The 20588-nt window shown below is 61.9% G+C and carries 25 protein-coding genes; 20 read left to right on the top strand and 5 right to left on the bottom strand.

What is annotated here, in order from left to right; translation table 11 throughout:
* Positions 1–22: 22 nt before the first annotated feature.
* The 13 genes from KZX66_RS14925 (at position 23) to madM (ending at position 10157) form a co-directional block, all read left to right on the top strand.
* Positions 23–1567, top strand: coding sequence for a Fic family protein (locus tag KZX66_RS14925; RefSeq protein ID WP_248080557.1), 1545 nt, complete (start codon positions 23–25; stop codon positions 1565–1567).
* A gap of 117 nt (positions 1568–1684) precedes the next feature.
* Entirely contained in the window at positions 1685–1858 is a 174-nt protein-coding gene (locus KZX66_RS14920) for a hypothetical protein (protein ID WP_348983816.1), read from the top strand.
* Positions 1836–2255 carry a hypothetical protein gene (locus tag KZX66_RS14915; RefSeq protein ID WP_248080554.1) on the top strand — a complete coding sequence of 140 codons (420 nt, stop codon included), beginning with the start codon at positions 1836–1838 and terminating at the stop codon, positions 2253–2255. Before KZX66_RS14920 ends, KZX66_RS14915 begins: the two co-directional genes overlap by 23 nt.
* Before the next feature lie 333 nt (positions 2256–2588).
* Positions 2589–2828 carry a DUF6124 family protein gene (locus KZX66_RS14910; protein ID WP_248080551.1) on the top strand — a complete coding sequence of 80 codons (240 nt, stop codon included), beginning with the start codon at positions 2589–2591 and terminating at the stop codon, positions 2826–2828.
* Between the two features lie 207 nt (positions 2829–3035).
* Complete coding sequence (mdcA, locus tag KZX66_RS14905) at positions 3036–4706, top strand: malonate decarboxylase subunit alpha (protein WP_248080547.1); 1671 nt, start codon at positions 3036–3038, stop codon at positions 4704–4706.
* The gene (locus KZX66_RS14900; protein ID WP_248080545.1) at positions 4707–5540 is read left to right on the top strand and encodes a triphosphoribosyl-dephospho-CoA synthase; all 834 of its coding nucleotides are present in this window, start codon (positions 4707–4709) and stop codon (positions 5538–5540) included. It abuts the gene before it with no gap.
* On the top strand, positions 5540–5839 hold the full coding sequence (locus KZX66_RS14895) for a malonate decarboxylase subunit delta (RefSeq protein WP_248080542.1): 300 nt from the start codon (positions 5540–5542) through the stop codon (positions 5837–5839). Before KZX66_RS14900 ends, KZX66_RS14895 begins: the two co-directional genes overlap by 1 nt.
* Positions 5832–6674 carry a biotin-independent malonate decarboxylase subunit beta gene (locus KZX66_RS14890; RefSeq protein WP_248080539.1) on the top strand — a complete coding sequence of 281 codons (843 nt, stop codon included), beginning with the start codon at positions 5832–5834 and terminating at the stop codon, positions 6672–6674. Before KZX66_RS14895 ends, KZX66_RS14890 begins: the two co-directional genes overlap by 8 nt.
* The gene (mdcE, locus tag KZX66_RS14885) at positions 6671–7441 is read left to right on the top strand and encodes a biotin-independent malonate decarboxylase subunit gamma (protein ID WP_248080536.1); all 771 of its coding nucleotides are present in this window, start codon (positions 6671–6673) and stop codon (positions 7439–7441) included. Before KZX66_RS14890 ends, mdcE begins: the two co-directional genes overlap by 4 nt.
* On the top strand, positions 7435–8031 hold the full coding sequence (locus KZX66_RS14880) for a malonate decarboxylase holo-ACP synthase (protein ID WP_248080533.1): 597 nt from the start codon (positions 7435–7437) through the stop codon (positions 8029–8031). The genes mdcE and KZX66_RS14880 overlap by 7 nt, the downstream gene beginning before the upstream one ends.
* On the top strand, positions 8028–8927 hold the full coding sequence (gene mdcH, locus KZX66_RS14875) for a malonate decarboxylase subunit epsilon (RefSeq protein ID WP_248080530.1): 900 nt from the start codon (positions 8028–8030) through the stop codon (positions 8925–8927). Before KZX66_RS14880 ends, mdcH begins: the two co-directional genes overlap by 4 nt.
* A gap of 67 nt (positions 8928–8994) precedes the next feature.
* A complete protein-coding gene (gene madL, locus KZX66_RS14870) occupies positions 8995–9387 on the top strand; it encodes a malonate transporter subunit MadL (RefSeq protein WP_248080527.1) in 393 nt (130 codons plus the stop codon).
* A 5-nt stretch (positions 9388–9392) separates the two neighbouring features.
* Positions 9393–10157 (top strand): malonate transporter subunit MadM, encoded by a 765-nt coding sequence (gene madM, locus KZX66_RS14865; RefSeq protein WP_248080524.1) that lies wholly within the window; start codon positions 9393–9395, stop codon positions 10155–10157.
* Positions 10158–10215: 58 nt separating this feature from the next.
* Here madM and KZX66_RS14860 read toward each other — a convergent pair whose 3' ends face one another.
* Positions 10216–11136, bottom strand: a complete 921-nt coding sequence (locus tag KZX66_RS14860) for a LysR substrate-binding domain-containing protein (RefSeq protein ID WP_248080521.1) — start codon at positions 11134–11136, stop codon at positions 10216–10218.
* Between the two features lie 144 nt (positions 11137–11280).
* Here KZX66_RS14860 and KZX66_RS14855 point away from each other — a divergent pair, with 144 nt between their 5' ends.
* Entirely contained in the window at positions 11281–11898 is a 618-nt protein-coding gene (locus tag KZX66_RS14855) for a hemolysin III family protein (RefSeq protein WP_248080518.1), read from the top strand.
* Positions 11899–11914: 16 nt separating this feature from the next.
* Here KZX66_RS14855 and KZX66_RS14850 read toward each other — a convergent pair whose 3' ends face one another.
* Positions 11915–12817 carry a LysR substrate-binding domain-containing protein gene (locus KZX66_RS14850; protein ID WP_248080515.1) on the bottom strand — a complete coding sequence of 301 codons (903 nt, stop codon included), beginning with the start codon at positions 12815–12817 and terminating at the stop codon, positions 11915–11917.
* A 99-nt stretch (positions 12818–12916) separates the two neighbouring features.
* On the opposite strand from KZX66_RS14850, the gene KZX66_RS14845 reads away from it, so the two are divergent.
* The 3 genes from KZX66_RS14845 to KZX66_RS14835 are packed head-to-tail and all read left to right on the top strand — an operon-like array spanning position 12917 to position 15448.
* Complete coding sequence (locus KZX66_RS14845; protein ID WP_248080686.1) at positions 12917–14158, top strand: D-amino acid dehydrogenase; 1242 nt, start codon at positions 12917–12919, stop codon at positions 14156–14158.
* 11 nt (positions 14159–14169) lie between these two features.
* Entirely contained in the window at positions 14170–14520 is a 351-nt protein-coding gene (locus KZX66_RS14840) for a RidA family protein (RefSeq protein ID WP_248080512.1), read from the top strand.
* Between the two features lie 25 nt (positions 14521–14545).
* The gene (locus tag KZX66_RS14835) at positions 14546–15448 is read left to right on the top strand and encodes a transporter substrate-binding domain-containing protein (protein WP_248080510.1); all 903 of its coding nucleotides are present in this window, start codon (positions 14546–14548) and stop codon (positions 15446–15448) included.
* Positions 15449–15485: 37 nt separating this feature from the next.
* Here the strand turns inward: KZX66_RS14835 and KZX66_RS14830 are convergent, their stop codons facing one another.
* Positions 15486–16205 carry a 16S rRNA (uracil(1498)-N(3))-methyltransferase gene (locus KZX66_RS14830; RefSeq protein WP_248080507.1) on the bottom strand — a complete coding sequence of 240 codons (720 nt, stop codon included), beginning with the start codon at positions 16203–16205 and terminating at the stop codon, positions 15486–15488.
* A 43-nt stretch (positions 16206–16248) separates the two neighbouring features.
* On the bottom strand, positions 16249–17655 hold the full coding sequence (locus KZX66_RS14825; RefSeq protein ID WP_248080504.1) for an adenosylmethionine--8-amino-7-oxononanoate transaminase: 1407 nt from the start codon (positions 17653–17655) through the stop codon (positions 16249–16251).
* Between the two features lie 273 nt (positions 17656–17928).
* On the opposite strand from KZX66_RS14825, the gene KZX66_RS14820 reads away from it, so the two are divergent.
* Complete coding sequence (locus KZX66_RS14820; RefSeq protein WP_248080502.1) at positions 17929–18480, top strand: cytochrome b; 552 nt, start codon at positions 17929–17931, stop codon at positions 18478–18480.
* Positions 18481–18512: 32 nt separating this feature from the next.
* Positions 18513–19091: a YceI family protein gene (locus KZX66_RS14815; protein WP_017531003.1), complete on the top strand. Its 579-nt coding sequence runs from the start codon at positions 18513–18515 to the stop codon at positions 19089–19091.
* A gap of 34 nt (positions 19092–19125) precedes the next feature.
* On the opposite strand, the gene KZX66_RS14810 is transcribed toward KZX66_RS14815, so the two are convergent.
* On the bottom strand, positions 19126–20037 hold the full coding sequence (locus tag KZX66_RS14810) for a LysR substrate-binding domain-containing protein (protein ID WP_248080500.1): 912 nt from the start codon (positions 20035–20037) through the stop codon (positions 19126–19128).
* A gap of 117 nt (positions 20038–20154) precedes the next feature.
* Here KZX66_RS14810 and KZX66_RS14805 point away from each other — a divergent pair, with 117 nt between their 5' ends.
* Entirely contained in the window at positions 20155–20526 is a 372-nt protein-coding gene (locus tag KZX66_RS14805; RefSeq protein WP_248080497.1) for a nuclear transport factor 2 family protein, read from the top strand.
* Positions 20527–20588 lie beyond the last annotated feature (62 nt).

Here is a 20588-nt window from a genome sequence, read left to right as displayed (position 1 = left end):
ACGCTCGTCGGGGGATTCAATAATGCAGGTAGGCTTCAAGGCACTCGCCGACCAATACAGCATTGCGCTTGCTCAACCCCTACGCGTCGAATCGGTAATCGGTACGACCCGCATGAGCCGTGAGAGCGATGGACATGTGGAGCGCAAGTATCCCGCCAGCTACCAGCCATCGGACGACTTCGCGGGGCATTTTGAGTTTGGGCTCAAGTACGAAGAGATTCACCTCGAGTTTTTTGCCCGTCTGTTTGCCACGGTTGGCCCGACACCAATCGAAGACTGGTGCCGGCGAGCGCCCTTTGGTCAATATGCTCGCCGTGCTGGATTTCTCTATGAGTGGCTGACGGGGCAGCACCTTGACGTACCGGATGTCACCAATGGCGGTTATATCAATGCCATATCAGCCCAGCATTACCTGACGCGAGTTGAGCTTCTACGGATACGGCGCTGGCGCATCAACAATAATTTTCCCGGTACGCCAGCGTTCTGCCCCTTGGTGCGCCGTACCGAATCTGTTCAAGAAGCGCTGCAATTTGACGTGGGCGGGGCCCTTCGCGAGCTGAATCAAACCTTTGGCGCTGACATCCTGATGCGCACGGCCAGTTGGCTGACGCTCAAGGAGTCGCGGGCCAGCTTTCTGATCGAGCAAGAGTCAGACAAAGCCGACAGGATCCAGCGGTTCGCCCACGTGATCGCCAAGTACTGCGGTCGTATCGAGAGCCCGTTGAGCAACGACAGCCTGCACACATTGCAAGCCGGTATTTTGGGGCACGATGCGTTCGGGTTGGGTTTGCGACGCTCACCGGTCTTTGTGGGGCAAGCGACGATGCGCGAGGACATCGTGCACTACATCGCGCCTGCCTTCGATGGACTGCCGCACTTGCTCGGTGGCCTCGAAGCATTCGAACTGGCCACGCGCGGCGCCGAGCCGTTGGCTCGGGCGGCGGCAATCGCTTTTGCCTTTGTGTATATCCATCCGATGCGCGATGGCAATGGTCGGATTCATCGCTTCTTGATCAACGATATGTTGATCCGTGATAAAGCGGTGCCGGAGGGCGTGATCCTGCCTGTATCGGCCACTATCACCAGTTCGATTGATTTTCGGGCGCGTTATGACCGTACGTTAGAAGTGTTTTCGCGGCCATTCATGCAACGCTATGCAGCTTCCTATCGTTTTGGAAAAGCTGCCGTCTACGAAGACGGCACCTCAAGCAACCTGATCTTCGATGACTACGCCGACGCGCACTTTGCATGGCGCTATCCGGATCTGACCGAGCACGTGCTGTACACGGCGCAGGTCGTGGCGCATACCGTCCGCACCGAGATGGCCGATGAAGCGCGAGTGCTCATCATCTTCCAGCTTGCCCAGGAGCGGCTCAAGGACGTGCTGGAAATGCCGGATCCGGACGTGAACCGCATCATTCGCTCGCTCAAGGAAAATGGCTGGCAGGTATCCGGGAAACTGAAGAAAGCCTATCCGCAGTTGGACGATTCAGGCCGCGCAGAGCGTGTTGTGGAAGCCGTGCGATCGGCGTTTGAGGAGCGCGAAGTGGGGAGTGGCGAAGAGTGATCGGGGCAGTTTTGGGCCGTGCATGAACTTCTCGTGGACTACCCGTGGAACTACAAGAAGCGAGGACGTCAGTACTAGGCTTTTGGTAATTTCAATTACGGTGCTACAGGTACGGTACTGGGGATTCCCGAGCATGTTCTGTTACGGGCGGCAGGCGTCGCTCAAACATTCGCAAAAACCACCACGCCTGAGTTTGGATCATGGTGGGGCGGTGACCCTTTTGGCGACGATCCTCGCGATCAATATTGGATAAGCAGGGGCGTTGAGTATGCAATTTCTCAGGGCTACTAAGGGCCTCTTACCTGTCCTGCGTAACTGCCTTCTGGTGGCCTGCCTGATATACATCGGGGCCAATTGGATCATGTCATCCGGTACGCCCGACTTGGACGAAGTGGTTCTGAAACACGCCTTGGGCAACGGCAGCTCAATTTATGGCGCGCGTGACGGGCAAGGCGGCGCGACAGTGGGCTTTTCCTACAGGTACTACGTTCATAAGGACTTGGGCAGTGATCAAGAGATACTGACGGCACTGGGCTCGGCACATCCATTTCTAAAAACCAAGGAGCCTGATGTTCAAGTGACCCAGGCGGATGGAACCATCCGGCTCATTGTCCGTGGGGAAGTTTATGAGTACCGCAGCTACCCGCTTGAAGGTTTGGGGGCTGTGAGCATAGACATGAGGTTATAGACCTGCGCCTGCTGGCTTCGGATTTTTCCCGCAAGATTTTGGGCTGTGCGTGAACTTGTCGTGGGTGCTCAGCGCGCCTAGTCTTCGCCCCGTCATCGCAAAAAACGGTGACACGGACGTGCAAGTCCGACGAAACTGTTTAGGCGTAAAAACGCCCTGCCAACCAACGGGCGTTTTTTGTGCTCGCTGCTTTATGGCGGCTGCGCGCAGGAGGTTTTCGGACCTGCTGGGTGTCCTAAACAGGCCCGGTCTTGCACACCTGCGCACGGTCGCCACCCTCATTCGCGTGCAAGCGAACGGTGGCGCTCCTTACTACTGTTTAGGAGTTTCAACATGATCAAACCTACCCCCAATCCACCCCTCTTCACCGTAACCCCCCACCAAGACACCGAAACCCTGCTGGTCAACGCCAGCGAAACCCTGTCCTCCCTGAACGCACTCACTTGCAACCTGGCCTTCGACCTGGACACTTCCCAGCGCGCCATCATGCTCGGGATCCAGCAAATGGCCGAGTTGGGGCAGTTGCTCGTGGATCAGGCACTGGAAAACATTTCCCCCTCGCCAGCGGCTTAGAACTTGATCGTTCCCAAAAAGGGGCTGATCAGTCCCTTTGTGGGGCTGTAATCTCACAGGCACCACATTTAGATCATCTTTCGGCTCGGGTCAGCGTTTGTTGATACTCCATTACTCCAACCGTAATAATCCACCGCCCAGCTTGATTGATGGCCCCCCGATTCACTCCTAAGGTAAGCCCCACGACAGCAAACCCGTGGAGCGACCATGACAACAACAATAACCCCCGACTCGCGCTGGACGCGGCGGCGCGACGAGAAGCAGCGGCGGCTCGGGCTGGTCAAAACGTACGCAGACGGCGCGGTGTTGCCTGGCGACCGGATCGTCGAAGCGCTCGAGGCGCTGATCCTCCCCGGCGACCGGGTGGTGCTGGAAGGTAACAACCAGAAGCAAGCCGATTTCCTCTCGCGCTCCCTGGCCAAGGCCGACCCCGCCAAACTCCACGATTTGCATATGATCATGCCCAGTGTCGGCCGTGCCGAGCACCTGGACCTGTTTGAAAAGGGCATCGCCCGCAAGCTCGACTTCTCCTTCGCCGGCACCCAGTCCCTGCGCATCAGCCAGTTGCTGGAAGATGGCCTGCTGGAAATCGGCGCGATTCACACCTACATCGAACTCTATGCCCGCCTGGTGGTGGACCTGACCCCCAACGTGGTGCTCTCGGCCGGGTTCATGGCCGACCGCGCCGGCAACATCTACACCGGCGCCAGCACCGAAGACACCCCGGCGCTGATCGAACCGGCGGCCTTCAGCGATGGCATCGTCATCGTGCAGGTCAACCAGTTGGTGGACGACGTCACCGATTTGCCCAGGGTCGACATCCCCGCCAGTTGGGTGGATTTTGTGGTGGTGGCCGACAAGCCGTTCTACATCGAGCCGCTGTTCACCCGCGACCCGCGCCATATCAAGCCGGTGCATGTGCTGATGGCGATGATGGCGATCCGTGGCATCTACGAAAAACACAACGTGCAGTCGCTCAACCACGGCATCGGCTTTAACACCGCTGCCATTGAGCTGATCCTGCCCACCTACGGTGAGTCCCTGGGCCTTAAGGGCAAAATCTGCCGCAACTGGACCCTCAACCCGCACCCCACGCTGATCCCGGCGATCGAAAGCGGCTGGGTCGAAAGCGTGCATTGCTTCGGCACCGAACTGGGCATGGAAAACTATATCGCCGCGCGGCCGGACGTGTTCTTCACCGGTCGCGATGGCTCGATGCGCTCTAACCGGATGTTCTGCCAACTGGCCGGCCAATACGCGGTGGACCTGTTTATCGGTGCCACCCTGCAGGTCGACGGCGACGGCCATTCCAGCACCGTGACCCGTGGCCGCCTCGCTGGTTTTGGCGGCGCGCCGAACATGGGCCACGACCCCCGCGGCCGCCGTCACGGCACCCCGGCCTGGCTGGACATGCGCCACGACGACGCGCCGCAAGCTTTGCTCGAACGCGGCAAAAAGCTCGTGGTGCAAATGGTCGAGACCTTTCAGGAAGGCGGAAAACCGACCTTTGTCGACACCCTGGATGCGGTGGAGGTGGCGCGCAAAAGCGGCATGCCCCTGGCGCCGATCATGATCTACGGCGACGACGTCACCCACCTGCTCACCGAAGAAGGCATCGCCTACCTGTACAAGGCGCGCTCCCTGGAAGAGCGCCAGGCGATGATCGCCGCCGTCGCCGGAGTGACCGCCATCGGCCTGCGCCACAACCCCAAGGACACTGCGCGCATGCGCCGCGAGGGCCTGATCGCTTTGCCCGAGGACCTGGGGATTCGCCGCACCGATGCCTCCCGCGAGTTGTTGGCCGCCAAAAGCGTGGCCGATCTGGTGGAGTGGTCCGGTGGCTTGTACAACCCGCCCGCCAAATTCAGGAGCTGGTAGATGCGCGCTCTCAAACTGCATGAACTGAGCCTCGCCGAGCGCCTGGCCGACATGGCGGTCGATGCGCTGATCGACGAAGCCGACCTGTCGCCTAAACCCGCCCTGGTGGACCGTCGCGGCAATGGCGCCCACAGCGATTTGCACCTGGGTCTGATGCACGCCTCGGCGCTGTCTTTGTGGCCGATGTTCAAGGAAATGGCCGAAGCCGCGATTGAGCTGGGGGAAGTCGGCCTGCCGCTCCGCGAAGCGCTCGGGCGCATCGGCCGCGAAGGTGAGCAGGCGATGCTCGTCACCACCCAGGGTGTGAATACCCATCGCGGTGCGATCTGGGCGCTGGGTTTGCTCACCGCCGCCGCTGCCCTGGCGCCGCGCGCGGTCACCCTGACTGCCGCCCGATTGGCCCTGCTCAACGACCGCTATGCACCCCAACCGCTGAGCCACGGTGCGCAAGTCGCCCAGCGTTATGGCGCCAGGGGGGCCCGTGAAGAAGCGCAACTGGGCTTTCCCGCGGTGACGCAACGCGGCCTGCCGCAGCTGCACAAGAGCCGCCGCCAGAACGCCGGCGAACAGAACGCGCGGCTTGACGCCCTGCTGGCGATCATGACCGAGCTGGCCGACACCTGCGTGCTCTACCGTGCCGGCCCCGAAGGCCTGCACGCAATGCAACGCGGTGCCCAAGCGGTGCTGAATGCCGGTGGCAGCGCGACCCTCGCCGGGCGCCGCCAATTGCACGAACTGGATAACCAACTGCTGGCCCTGAATGCCTCCCCCGGTGGCGCCGCCGACCTGTTGGCCGCCTGCCTGTTTATCGACCGCCTCGACGGAGCGTTGTGATGGAAACCTTATCCTTTGAATTCCCCGCCGGGCAGCCACCTACAGGCCGTGCGCTGGTGGGTTGCGTCGGCTCGGGCGACCTGGAAGTGCTGTTGGAACCGGGCGTGCCCGGCACCCTGACCATCCAGGTGCAGACCTCGGTCAATGGCGCGCAGCAACGCTGGCAGCACCTGTTCGAGCGGATCTTCCAGGAGCAGACGCCACCGGCATTGAACATTGATATCCACGATTTCGGTGCCACCCCCGGCGTGGTGCGCTTGCGCCTGGAGCAGGGTTTCGAGGAGATCGGCCATGACTGACTTGCTCGCCAAACACAGCTTTGTCGAACTCGGTGCGCGCCAGCGGGCCAAGGCCTTGCTGGACGCCGGCTCCTACCGTGAACTGCTCGACCCGTTCCAACGTGTCATGTCGCCCTGGCTAAGCCGCCAAGGCGTGGTCCCCCAGGCTGACGACGGGGTCATCATCGCCAAAGGCAGCATTGATGGCTTGCCGGTGGTGATCGCGGCCATCGAAGGCAACTTCCAGGGCGGCAGCCTTGGTGAAGTCGGCGGCGCAAAAATCGCCGGCGCGCTGGAACTGGCTGCCGAAGACAATCGCAACGGCGTGCCGACCCGTGCCGTGCTGCTGCTGGAAACCGGCGGCGTGCGCCTGCAGGAGGCCAACCTGGGGCTGGCGGCGATTGCCGATATCCACGCGGCGATTGTCGACCTGCGCCAGTACCAGCCGGTGATTGCTGTGGTGGCGGGCAGCGTGGGCTGCTTTGGCGGTATGTCGATTGCTGCCGGCTTGTGCAGCTACCTGGTGGTGACCCGTGAGGCCCGCCTGGGCCTGAACGGTCCGCAGGTGATCGAACAGGAAGCCGGCCTGGAAGAATACGATTCACGCGACCGGCCTTTTATCTGGAGCCTCACCGGGGGTGAGCAGCGTTTCAACAGTGGCCTGGTCGACCGTTATGTGGCCGACGACGTGGTGCAGATCCAGCAGACCGTCACGACGTTGTTGCACGCAGGCGTACCCGCTCGGCAGCGCAGTCGCCAGGCCGATTTTTACCTCGCGCGTCTGGCCGAACTGGACACCACCGCGCAAATCGACCCGGCGACGGTTCGCGATCTGTATCAGGGAGAACGCTCATGAGAGGGTTGCAGTGGTTTAACGCGTTGAGCGCGGGGGCCGCGCCCGTCGCCGGGCTGCCGGACTCGGTGAAAGTGGCCGACGGCGTGTTGGGTGAACAGGCGGTGCGTTTCATTGCCGTGGTCACCGACGCGCAAAACCGTTTCCCCCGTGCGCGCAACGGCGAAGTTGGCCTGCTCGAGGGCTGGGGCCTGGCCAAGGCGGTGGATCAAGCCATTGCCCTTGGCGACAAGCGCCCCATCATTGCCATCGTCGACGTACCAAGCCAGGCGTATGGCCGTCGCGAAGAAGCCCTCGGCATCCATCAGGCCCTGGCTGGCGCTGCCGACAGCTACGCCCGCGCCCGCCTGGCCGGGCACCCGGTGATCGCGCTGCTGGTGGGCAAGGCCATGTCCGGTGCATTCCTGGCCCACGGCTACCAGGCCAACCGCCTGATCGCCCTGCGCGATCCCGGCGTGATGGTGCACGCCATGGGCAAGGCTTCAGCGGCGCGGGTGACCCTGCGCAGCGTAGAAGAACTCGAAGCCCTGGCCGCCAGCGTGCCGCCCATGGCCTATGACATCGACAGCTTCGCCAGCCTCGGCCTGTTGTGGGAGACCTTGTCGGTCAGGCGGATCGAACAGCCCACGGCCGAGGATGTGACGCGAGTCAGCGAGTGCCTGGTGAGTGCGATCAGGGACGTGGACGGCTGTGAGTTGAGCGGCCGTCTCGGCGCCCCTCACCGCGCGGCCTCCGGTCACGTCCGCCAACTGCTGCGGGAACAATGGTGAACGCCCACGACTTGCTCTGGGGCATGACCCCGGCGCACCTGCCCGCCGACGCACCGGCCTGGGCGGTGGACGCGATCAGCGCCGGCCACCCGGTGGTGGTGCGTCGTGCCGTTGCCCCGGCGGGCCAGGTGGCGGTGGGCGTGCGCGGGCGTTTGCGCGAGCAGCGCCTGGCAGCCCATATGCCGATTGCCGCCGTGCGTCGGCGTGTGGTGCCTGAAGCGCTGCGCGGCGTGATCTCGCCCCGTGACCTGCCGGCATTACAGGCGCTGGAGCAACTGCGACCCGTGCTGGCGCAGGCCAATTGGGGCGTCAGTGGCAGCGCCGGCTTTGAGTTGGCCACCGGCATTGAAGCGTTGCACGCCCTGAGCGACCTGGATTTGATTCTGCGTGCGCCGCAGCCGCTGGCGCGCGAGCTTGCCCGCGCGCTGCTGGCGAAATTGGACAAGGCGCCGTGCGCGGTAGACCTGCAATTGCAAACCCCGTTTGGCGCGGTGGCCTTGCGCGAATGGGCCGGCCCCTCACGGCGCGTGCTGCTCAAAACCGCCAGCGGTGCGCAGCTTGTCCTCGACCCCTGGCAGGCCGTGGCATGAGCAGCTTGCTGGTGTTTCCAGGACAGGGTGCGCAACGGCCGGGCATGCTCCAGTCGTTATCCCCTGACGTCCTGGATGAAGCCAGCGATGCCTTGGGGGAAGACGTTCGCCTGCTCGATAGCGCGAACGCCCTCGCGTCGACCCGCGCGGTTCAGCTGTGCCTGCTGATCGCCGGCGTGGCCCACGCGCGTCTGCTGCAACACACGCCGGATTACGTGGCGGGCCTGTCCATCGGCGCCTACCCGGCGGCGGTGATCGCCGGTGCGCTGGATTTTGCCGATGCAGTCCGCCTGGTCAGCCTGCGCGGTGAATTGATGCAACAGGCTTATCCACACGGCTACGGTATGACCGCGCTCATCGGCCCGCCGTTATCCACCGTTGAAACCTTGTTGGCCGAGGTGAACAGCCCCGAAACACCGGTGTACCTGGCCAATATCAATGCCGATAACCAGACCGTGATCGCCGGCAGCGACGCCGCGATGAACCGCGTCGCCCAGCGTATCAAGGGTAATGGCGTGGCACGGCGCCTGGCCGTGAGCGCGCCGTCCCATTGCGCGCTGTTGGAGCAACCGGCCCGGACACTGGCGCAGGCCTTTGTGACACTCAAGGCGCCGCGCATCAGCTACCTGAGCAGCACCCGCGCGCGACCGGTGCACAACCCGGAACAGCTGCGCGATGACCTGGCTTTTAACATGTGCCGCATCGTTGACTGGCGCGGCACCGTGCAAAGCGCCTACGAGCGCGGCGTGCGTCTGCAAATCGAACTGCCACCGGGCGCCGTGCTCACCGGGCTGTCGCGCCGGGTGTTTGAACAAGGCACGGTGATCGCCTGCGAAGGCGCGCGCCTGGATACGTTGCAGGCCCTGCTGACAGAGGAGGAGCGCCGCCACCGATAAAGCACCACCCAAGGCTTTCGAAGCACAAAAACAACAATGTCGATCGAGCACTTTGAGGACAACAATAATGATTATTTACGGTGTGGCTTTTTTGGCGTTCTGCACGTTGGCAGGGCTGTTTATCGGTGAGCTGTTAGGCAAGTTGCTGGGTATCCCGGCCAACGTCGGCGGGGTGGGTATCGCCATGCTGCTGTTGATAGGTCTGGGCAGTTACCTGGCCAAGCGCGGTCTGTTTACCGGCAAATCGGAGCAGGGCGTGAGCTTCTGGGGGGCAATCTATATTCCGATCGTGGTGGCCATGGCCGCCCAGCAAAATGTGTATGGCGCCATCAGTGGCGGGCCCATGGCGATTCTGGCCGGGACCCTGGCCGTGGTGCTGGGCTTTGCCCTGGTGCCGGTGCTGGTACGCATCGGCAACCGTGAGCCGAGTGCGGTTGTTCCCACCAAAGAAGCCGGGTGATTGCCATGTACGAATCCATGATGAAAGTGATCACCGGCTACGGCCTGATCAGCGGTTTCGCGATAATCGGCCTGACCATGTGGGTCTCCTACTGGATCTCCGACACCTTCACCAAGGGCCGTCTGCATGGCTCGGCCATCGCCATTTTGCTGGGGTTGGTGCTGTCTTACGTGGGCGGCGCCTTCACGGGTGGCTCCAAGGGGGTGGTGGATATTCCGCTGTTATCGGGCATCGGGCTGTTGGGTGGGGCGATGCTGCGGGACTTCGCAATCGTCGCCACGGCGTTTGGCGTGAGTGTGGATGAGCTGAAACGCGCCGGGTTTGTGGGCGTGCTGGCGTTGTTTGTCGGGGTGGGCTCATCGTTCGTCGCTGGCGTCGGCGTGGCCATGGCGTTCGGCTACACCGATGCCGTGAGCCTCACCACCATTGGCGCGGGCGCGGTGACCTACATCGTCGGGCCGGTCACAGGGGCGGCGATTGGCGCCAGCTCCGAGGTGATGGCGCTGTCGATTGCCGCCGGGTTGATCAAGGCGATTCTGGTAATGGTCATGACCCCGTTCGTGGCGCCGCTGATTGGCCTCAACAATCCTCGCAGTGCGGTGATCTTCGGCGGGTTGATGGGCACCTCCAGTGGTGTGGCGGGCGGGCTGGCGGCGACCGATCCGAAACTGGTGCCTTATGGCTGTCTGACTGCGGCGTTCTATACGGCGCTGGGGTGTCTGCTGGGGCCGTCGTTGTTGTTTTTGCTGATGCGCGGGTTGGTGGGCTGACGACGGATGTGCGTTGTCTGGTCTGGCGCCATCGTGGGCTTGCCCCGATGGCGGCGTGTCAGGCGGTCAGCTGCCGGTTGGCATACATCCGGCACTCGGCCAGCAACGCCAGCAAATTAGGGTCACGCTCCTTGGCCTTGAGGAACACCACCCCAATATGCTGCTGCAGGCGATACTTGGCTTGCAGCGGTATCAGCTTCACGCGGTTCTCATACACCGCGGCAATCCGCCCCGGCAGCAGCGCATAGCCCACCCCCGAACTGACCATGCTCAACAGCGTGAAGATGTCGTTGACCTGCATCGCCACCTTCGGCTCGAACCCCGCCTGCTTGAACACACGGTTGCCGTCCTGGTGGGTGGCGAAGCCTTGGGTGAGGGTGATGAAGGTCGCGTCGCGCACGTCGGCCAGGTCGATTTCGCGGGCGCGGTCCAAGGGCGAGTCGGCCGGGGTGGCGAGGAAGATGTCGTCGGAGAACAGCGCGATCTGTTCGCAGTCCGGGTCGTTGGCGTGTTCGTCGAGGGAGATCAGGATCGCGTCGACTTCCATGTTCTTGAGCTTGTAGAGCAGGTCGAAGTTGGAGCCCAGGATCAGGTCGATGTTGAGTTCACTGCGGCGGATTTTCAGTCCCATGATCAGCTGCGGTACGGTCTTTACCGTCAGCGAATACAGCGAGCCCAGCTTGAAGCGTTCGGCCGAAAACCCTGCGGCTTCGCGGGTCAGACGTACGCTGTCGACCACATCGGCCACCAGTTTCTGCGCGCGTTCTTCAAGTACGTAGGCGCTTTCCAGCGGCGTGAGGTTGCGCCCTTCATGTTTGAACAGGGGGCAGCGCAGGGCGTTTTCCAGCGAATGAATGGCGCGGTGCACACTGACGTTGCTGGTTTGCAGTTCGGCGGCGGCGCGGGCGAGGTTGCCGGTGCGCATGAACGCCAGGAAGATTTCGAGTTTTTTGAGGGTGAATTCTTCGTCGATCAGCATGGCCGTGGGCTCTTGTTCGAATGCGCTCGATTGTGCCCGCAAAACCGCGCCGCGTCGCCGGAACGTCATACGAGGCTTGCACTCTGATGCGCAAGGCGGGAGGCTTGCCGCCAGCGGCTAACGGTTACAGGAGGTCAATGACAGATGTATCACGGGGAACGCTTCAACGCCTGGAGCCATTTGCTCGGTGCAGTCGCGGCGTGTATTGGCGTCGTGTGGATGTTGGTGGTGGCGAGTCTGGATGGCAGCCCCTGGAAGATCGTCAGCGTGGCGATTTATGGCTTTACCCTGATGGTGTTGTACAGCGCGTCGACCGTGTACCACAGCGTGCGCGGGCGGCGTAAACAGATCATGCAGAAGGTCGATCACTTTTCGATCTACCTGTTGATCGCCGGCAGCTACACGCCGTTTTGCCTGGTAACCCTTCGCGGCCCGTGGGGCTGGACGCTGTTCGGCATCGTGTGGGGTCTGGCGGTGATCGGCATTCTGCAGGAGATCAAGCCGCGCTCCGAGGCGCGCATCCTATCGATCGTGATCTACGCGGTGATGGGCTGGATCGTGCTGGTGGCGGTCAAGCCGCTGCTGGCCGCACTGGGCACGGCCGGGTTTACCTGGCTGGCCGCGGGCGGGGTGTTGTACACGGTGGGCATTATCTTTTTTGCCCTGGAGGATCGCCTGCGCCATTCCCATGGGATCTGGCACTTGTTCGTGATCGGCGGCAGCCTGCTGCATTTCGTGGCGATCATGCATTACGTGCTGTGACCTGACCTGCGCGGTCTTACAGGCGCTCCAGCCATTCGCGGGCGCGGTCGCCAAACATCTCCAGCAGCTTGGCCAGCATATGCGGTGGCGCCTCATTGGCGCGGGTCAGTGCGTACAGCGTGATGGGCAGCGGCGGGCTGAGTGGACGGATGCAGGTGGTGGCCGTCGAGGCGCCCAAGGCGGTGAAGGGGTCGATCACGGTTAACCCCGCGCCGGATTCCACCATCGCACGGGCCAGTGAATAGGTTTGCACCGAGATCGTCACCCGCGGTGCGGGCTCGACACTTTCCAGGTAGCTGTCGAGCCTCGCCGCCAACGGGTCGGCGCTGGACAGGCCGATCAACGGCGCGCCGGCCAGGTCGGCCAATGGCAGCGGCCGATGCAGGTCGGCATCCGGCCAATAGCCCTTCGACGCCAGCGCCACCAGCACACCATTGGCCAGCACTTGGGTGGTCAGCCCTGGGTGGCCGGAGAAGTTGAGTGTCAGCGCCAGGTCGATCTCGCGCATCAATAGCTTTTGCACCAGTTCGCGGCTGTGGTCGCTGGACAGCTCGCAGGCGATGTCCGGGTAATCGCGTTTCCACGCCAGGATCGTCGGAGGCAGCAAAGACAGGGCCAATGCCGGGATCGCGCCAATGCGCACACTGTGCCCCGGCGCACGCCGCAAACTCTTGGCCAGGCGCCGCACGCCCTGCAGGCTCGCGGTGACTTTCTCGACTTCGCTTTCCAGCGCCAGGGCTTCCGGCGTGGGCTGCAATTTGCCGCGCACCCGCAGAAACAGCGGGAACCCCAGCTGCAACTCGGCGTGTTGCAGCACCTTGGTCACTGCCGGTTGCGACACATGCAGCAACTGCGCGGCGGCGCTGACGGAGCCGGTCTGGCGGATGGCTTGGAAGATCTCGATATGACGCAGGCGCATGGCAGGTCCATAACCTTTGTTTATGGGGGGCTCATCTTTATTCATTGTCGGCGGCCTGTCACCTGCGCCTACGCTTGAGGCCTCTTGATTCAACGGTGGGTGGCAGGGATGGTGTGCATCATTGGCGGCGGGGTGATCGGTTTGGCCAGTGCTTACGCGTTGGTACGCGCAGGCCATGACGTGACCGTGATCGACGCCCGCGACAGCCTTGGCAGCGAAACCAGTTTCGCCAACGGTGGGCAATTGTCTTACCGCTATGTTGCACCGTTGGCGGATGCCGGCGTGCCACTGCAAGCGCTTGGCTGGCTGCTGCGCGGCGATTCTCCACTCAAACTGCGCCCGCGCCTCGACCCCCAGCAGTGGCGTTGGATGGCGGCCTTTCTCGGCGCTTGCCGTCACTCGGTGAACACCCGCAATGCCGCCCACCTGCTGCGCCTGGCGACCCTGAGCCAGAGCACCTTGCAGCAATGGCGCGAGGACGATCGGCTGGACGGCTTCGACTGGCGGCGCAATGGCAAGTTGGTGATGTTTCGCACGGCCGCTCGCTTCGACCAGGCGCGCGGCAAGGTCATCGATAACCGGCACCAGCAGGTGCTGTCGGCCGCCGAATGCGCGGGCCTGGAGCCGGCGTTGGCGGGCGGTGGTTTTGTCGGCGGTATCCATACGCCGAGCGAGGAGGTGGCCGATTGTCATGGGTTCTGCCAGCAGTTGGCGGCCCGGCTCGCCGCCTCGGGGCGCTGTACCTTTTTGCTGGGGCGCAAGGTGACCGCAATTCGCCACGCGAACGGGGTGGTGCACGCCATCGAACTGGGTAACGACGTGATGCCGGTGCAACGACTGGTGCTGGCAGCCGGGCATCGCAGCGCCGAGTTGGGGCTGCCGGGCCTGGCGCTGCCACTGTACCCGCTCAAGGGCTACAGCCTGAGCGTGCCGATTGGCGCGCAGCACCAGGCCCCGAACGTAAGCATCACCGATTACGAGCGCAAGGTCGTCTACGCGCGGATCGGCGAGCAACTGCGGGTCGCGGCCATGGTGGATATCGTCGGCTTCGATGCCGGCCTTGAGCCCAAGCGCCTGGCGCTGATCAAGCGTCAGGCGGTCGAGACATTTCCTGCGGCCGGCGACTACGCCCACGCGGTGGAATGGGCCGGCATGCGGCCTGCCACCCCGACCGGAGTGCCGCTGATTGGTGCCAGCGTCTATCGCAACCTTTGGCTGAACCTGGGCCACGGCGCATTGGGCTTTACCCTCGCGTGCGGCAGCGGCCAATTGCTGGCCGAATTGATTGACCAGCGCACGCCTTCCATCGATATGCAGGGCCTGTCGCCCCGCGCCGCATAAGGGATGTACCCATGAGCATCAACCGAATCCGCAGCAACGAGCGTCTCAGTGGCGCCGTGACCTTCAAGGACCTGGTGTTTCTGTCGGGCCAAGTGCCGGACGCCGGCCAGGACGTGGCGACACAAACCCGCGAGGTGCTGGACAAGATCGACGCGCTGCTGGCCCAGGCGGGCAGCGACAAAGATCATTTGCTCAACGCGACCCTCTACCTCAAAGACATCGACAGCGGCTTCGCACCGATGAACGAGGTGTGGTGCGCCTGGCTGTCGCCGGGGCAGGCGCCCACCCGCACTGCCGTGCAGGCACAACTGGCGCGGCCGAGTGTGCTGGTGGAAATCAGCGTGATTGCCGCCCGTAAATAACTTCACAGACCAACGGAGCATAACAATGAAAAAGATCCTGTTGACCGGCTGCACCCTCGGGCTTTTGTTGGGCGCACAGGCCTACGCCAATGAACCGGCCCTGGACGGTACGCTGAGCAAAATCGCTAACGCCAAGGCCATCACCTTGGGGTATCGCGATGCCTCGGTGCCGTTTTCCTACGTAGGGGACAGCAGCGGCAAACCCATGGGCTATTCGGTGGACCTGGCGGGCAAGATTGTCGAGCGTATCCAGCAGAAAATCGGTCTGGCCGATCTTCAGGTGAAGTACAACCTGGTGACTTCCCAGACCCGTATCCCGCTGGTGCAGAACGGCACTGTTGATCTGGAATGCGGCTCCACCGGGGTGACGGCCGAGCGGCAGAAACAGGTGGCGTTTTCCTACGGGTTTATTTACGTAAAGGGCCAGTTGCTGACGGCCAGAGACAGCGGCATCAAGGGCTTCACCGACCTGGCGGGCAAGAACGTGGTGACCACCGCCGGCACCACGAACGAGCGCTTCCTTAAAAGTTATAACGCCGAGCACAAGGCCAATATGTTCGTGATCAGCGCCAAGGACCACGGTGAAGCGTTCAAGATGCTTGAGACCGGCCGCGCGGTTGCGTTCTACATGGATGACGCATTGCTTTACGGTGAGCGCGCCAAGGCCAAGGATCCGCACCATTGGGTCGTGGTGGGCGAGGAGCAATCGCGGGAGATCTACAGCTGCATGGTGCGCAAGGACGACCCGCAGTTTCTCGCGGTGGTCAACGACACCTTGGGCGACTTGTACCGCAGCGGCGAGATCAACGGGATTTACCAGCGCTGGTTTGAGCAGCCGATTCCGCCCAAGGGCTTGAACCTGGAGTTCCCGATGACCCGCGAGTTGAAGGCGATTATCGCCACGCCGGTCAGTGACCCAGTGGAGTGATGACCCAAGCCATTTTTGATTGAGTTTGCAACGGGGGTTAGAAGTCGCCCCACAACTGTTGGGCGACGGCCAATGCGACTACGGGCGCGGTCTCGGTGCGTAACACGCGCGGGCCCAGGCGTGCGGCGTGGAAGCCTGCATCCGTGGCGGCGTCGACTTCGGCGTCGGTCAGCCCGCCTTCCGGCCCGATCAGGAACGCCAGGCTTGACGGCTTGGCATGGCTGACCATCGGCTCGGCGACCGGGTGCAGCACCAGCTTGAGGCCCGCCTCGGCGTGCTTGAGCCAGTCCGCCAGCAACAGCGGTGGATGAATCACCGGGACGGTGGAGCGTCCGCATTGCTCGCAGGCACTGATCGCCACCTGGCGCCAGTGCAGCAGGCGTTTGTCGGCGCGCTCGTCCTTGAGGCGCACTTCGCAGCGCTCGCTGAAAATCGGCGTGATCGCGTTGACCCCCAGCTCCGTGGCTTTCTGAATCGCCCAATCCATGCGCTCGCCCCGGGACAGGCCCTGGCCGAGGTGGATGTGCAGCGGCGATTCACTCTGGCCCGCGAAGTGTTCCGTCAGTTGCACACTGACGCGTTTTTTACCGACCTCCAACAATGTGCCGCGAAACTCCTGGCCGGAGCCGTCGAACAGTTGCACGGCGTCGCCTTCGACCATGCGCAGGACGCGGCTGATGTAATGCGCCTGGGCTTCGGGCAGTTCAACGTCGCCGAGGCTCAGTGGGGTGTCGGTGAAAAAGCGGGACAATCTCATGTCGGTTCTCTGAAAAATTACAAAATCTTTGAAGTAAACGGGATCAGCCCGGATCACGAAAGCCTGGGTGAAAGTCCTTCGGCACGGCAACGCTGACCTTGCTGTTGGTCGCAATATCGATGCCTTCGCTGGCCACTTCGGCGAGGAAGTCGATCTGCTCGGGCGTGATCACGTACGGCGGCAGGAAATACACCACGCTGCCCAACGGCCGCAACAGCGCCCCACGTTGCAGCGCGTGCTCGAACACCTTCAGGCCACGCCGCTCCTGCCATGGGTAGGCGGTCTTGGTGGCCTTGTCCTGGACCATCTCAATGGCCAATACCATGCCGGTCTGGCGCACTTCCGACACGTGGGGATGATCAACCAGGTGGGCCGTGGCCGTTGCCATGCGCCGGGCCAGGGCCTTATTGTTTTCGATGACGTTGTCTTCTTCGAAAATATCCAGGGTCGCCAGGGCCGCCGCGCACGCCAGCGGGTTGCCGGTGTAGCTGTGGGAATGCAGGAAGGCGCGCAGGGTTGGGTAGTCGTCGTAGAACGCGTCATAGACATCGTCGGTGGTGACGACGGCGGCCAGCGGCAAGTAACCGCCGGTCAAGGCCTTGGACAGGCACAGGAAGTCCGGGCGGATGCCGGCCTGTTCGCAGGCAAACATGCTGCCGGTACGGCCGAAGCCCACGGCGATTTCGTCGTGGATCAAGTGCACGCCGTAGCGGTCGCAGGCTTCGCGCAGCAGCTTGAGGTACACCGGGTGGTACATGCGCATGCCGCCGGCACCCTGGATCAAGGGTTCGACGATCACCGCGGCAACCGTGTCGTGGTGGTCGGCCAGGGTCTGCTCCATTGCCTGGAACAGGTTGCGCGAGTGTTCTTCCCAGCTCATGCCTTCGGGGCGCAGGTAGCAATCCGGGCTCGGCACTTTAATGGTATCGAGCAGCAGCGCCTTATAGGTCTCGGTAAACAGCGGCACGTCACCCACCGACATCGCGGCGATGGTTTCGCCGTGGTAGCTGTTGGTCAGGGTGACGAAGCGCTTTTTGTTCGGCAGGCCGCGGTTGAGCCAATAGTGGAAGCTCATCTTCAGCGCGACTTCGATGCACGACGAGCCGTTGTCGGCGTAGAAACAACGGGTCAGGCCTTCGGGGGTCATGGCGACGAGGCGTTCGGACAGCTCGATCACAGGCTGATGGCTGAAACCCGCGAGGATCACGTGTTCCAGTTGATCCACCTGCTCCTTGATGCGGCTGTTGATGCGCGGGTTGGCGTGGCCGAACACGTTGACCCACCAGGAGCTGACGGCGTCGAGGTAGCGCTTGCCTTCGAAGTCTTCCAGCCAGACGCCTTCACCGCGTTTGATCGGGATCAGCGGCAGTTGCTGGTGGTCTTTCATCTGGGTGCAGGGATGCCACAGCACCGCGAGGTCGCGTTGCATCCACTGGTTGTTCAAGCCCATCGGTGATCTCCTCGAAGCGGTCCTGCGGGCGGCGCAGGCGAAACAATCGCGCAAGCCTATGCAATGGACGGCTGTGTCACAACCCATTACGCATGAATTGGCAGTAAACACAGGACGGACTGTCACGTTTCTTCTGGATAGTCCTTAATCCTTGGTTAATTTACTGTTCATACCCTCAAGATCACATTTCTCGATATTTCAAAGCGAAATTTTCCGCTTTAATTCGATAGGTAAACCGCTAGTCTTGGGCGCAGCTCTTTCGGGATTAAGTTCATGCAGTTACGCAATTCACCGGCCCGCTATGGCTGGGTCAGTATGGTGTTGCACTGGGGCGTGGCCCTGGTGGTGTTCGGCCTGTTCGCCCTGGGCTTGTGGATGGTTGGCCTGGACTATTACAGCGCATGGCGTAAAGACGCGCCGGACCTGCACAAGAGCATTGGCATTACGCTGTTTGCCCTCATGCTGGTACGTATCGTCTGGCGTCTGCTCAGTCCGCCGCCACCGCCGCTTGCCAGCTATAGCCGGATGACCCGTATCGGGGCCGCGTTTGGCCACGCATTTCTCTACATCGGCTTGTTTGCCGTGATGGTGGCCGGTTACCTGATTTCCACCGCAGACGGTGTTGGTATCCCGGTGTTTGGCCTGTTTGAGATTCCTGCCGTGGTTTCCGGTCTGCCGGACCAGGCAGACACCGCCGGCGTGGTGCATCTGTACCTTGCCTGGGTGTTGGTGGTCTTCGCCGGCTTGCACGGCGTAGCTGCGTTGAAACACCACTTTATCGATCGTGATGCGACCCTTACGCGAATGCTGGGTCGCAAAGCCTGATGTTCAACCTCGACTCACAAGGAATAGAAAGTATGTTGAAAAAGACCCTCGCTGCTCTGGCAATCGGTACCGCTCTGCTGTCGGCAGGCCAGGTCATGGCGGCTGACTACAAGATCGATAAAGAAGGCCAGCACGCCTTCATCGACTGGAAAATCAGCCACCTGGGCTACAGCTACATCCACGGTACCTTCAAGGACTGGGACGGTACCTTCAGCTGGGATGCCGCCAAGCCTGAAGCCAGCAAAATCGCTGTCGACGTGAAGACTGCCAGCCTGTGGTCCAACCACGCAGAACGTGACAAGCACATCGCCAGCAAGGATTTCCTGGACGTTGCCAAGTTCGCTGACGCCAAGTTCGTATCCACCGCGGTTAAATCCACCGGTGAGAAAACTGCTGACGTGACCGGCGACCTGACCTTCCACGGCGTCACCAAGCCAGTGGTCTTCAAGGCCACCTTCAACGGTGAAGGCAAGGATCCATGGGGCGGCGAACGTGCCGGCTTCAATGCCAAGGCGACCGTTAACCTGAACGACTTCGGCATCAAAGGCCCAGGTCCGTCCTCGCAGACCGTTGACCTGGACATCTCGCTGGAAGGCGTGAAGCAGAAGTAATCAGCTTCTCTGCGTTACTGTCAAAGCGCCGACCTCAGGGTCGGCGTTTTGCTGTGTGCAGGATGCCAGGCTGTTGATAGAGGGCGATCTGGTCCTTGAGCCAGTGATGCAGATCGCTCAGCGCTGCCGAAGGTTTGCGGCCGGCAGGCCACACCAGGTAGTAGCGTGAGGCGTGCGCCGGCTCGACCTCTGTCAGCTTGACCAACTCCCCGCGTTGAAGCAGCCCATGGGCAATCGAGCGTCGGGTCAGTGCGACGCCGTGCCCAAGCCTGACGGCTTCGAGCATTAACGTGGAGTCGGTGAACTCCAGCGAAGCGTGAGGGCGTACCCCTTCCACGCCAGCGGCGCCAAGCCAGATGGGCCAGCTTTCACTGGCGTGCAACAGCGGCAGCTCGAGGACGGCCTGCGCCGTGTCCGGCAGTACGCCGTGGTTGAAGTCGCGCGCGGCGACCACCAGCAACGAATCTCCCATCAAAGCCTCGCAATGCACATCCGGCCACTGGCCGTGGCCGAAGCGGATCGCGCCATCGAGTGGGCCTTGCCCGAAATGGCTGAACTCCATGCTTGATTCCAGTCTCAGGTGCAACTCGGGGTGAGCGGCCCTGAAGTCATGTAAACGCGGGAGTAACCAATGCATGGCATAGGAGGGCAATACCGAAACGGTTAACTGCGGGTGTTTGGTTTTCGCCAATAACTTTTCGGTTACCCCGGCGATCTCGCCCAGTGCCTGTCTGATCTGGTAGGCATACACGCGGCCCTCATCAGTCAGCGTCAGCGAGCGTTTGCTGCGAATGACCAGCGCCAGGCCCAAATACTCTTCAAGCGAGCGGATTTGATGGCTGACGGCACTGTGGGTGACGTGCAGTTCGAGCGCGGCCAGGTTCACCTTGCCCAGCCTGGCCAAGGCCTCGAAGGCACGTAACGCCGCGAGGGGAGGGAGTTTCAATAGGTGAATTCCTTTCACGTAAAAGCCTAATAATAGCCGCTATACCTGAAACGAGTGGGCTACCGATAATGGCGCCAAGTTATTTATTCAACTAACACCGTTCTCGGAGTTGTGCTCATGATTGAGGAAATTCAAGCGTTTCTGAAAGACTACTTTAATGTCTTGCAAACCCAGGACTTGAAAAAGTTCGATCACGTATTCCATCGTGGCTGCGTGTTATACAGCGCGCAGAATTCAGTGGTGGTGGTTCGACCGTTCGATGAATACCGGAGCATGGTTGAGGGGCGTGAATCGCCGCGGGCCGGCGGTTTTCCGCAACTTGATGAAGTGTTGATGATTGACGTGATGTCGCCGGAAATGGCCATGGTCAAAGTACGTTTGCGCTTGTTCAATAACCTGATGGTGGACTACTTGAACTTGATGAAAGTTGAGGGGCGCTGGATGATCTTCGCCAAACTCTTTCACAAGGCCGGTGAAGTAACGGCTTAATAAGCCAAGCGCCGCATACAAAAACGCCCCAAACAGTCGGGGCGTTTTTTGTATGGAAAAAC

Origin of the sequence: Pseudomonas sp. EYE_354, from assembly GCF_023148575.1 — a bacterium.
Classification (GTDB): domain Bacteria; phylum Pseudomonadota; class Gammaproteobacteria; order Pseudomonadales; family Pseudomonadaceae; genus Aquipseudomonas.
This window is presented reverse-complemented; position numbering and strand designations above follow the sequence as displayed.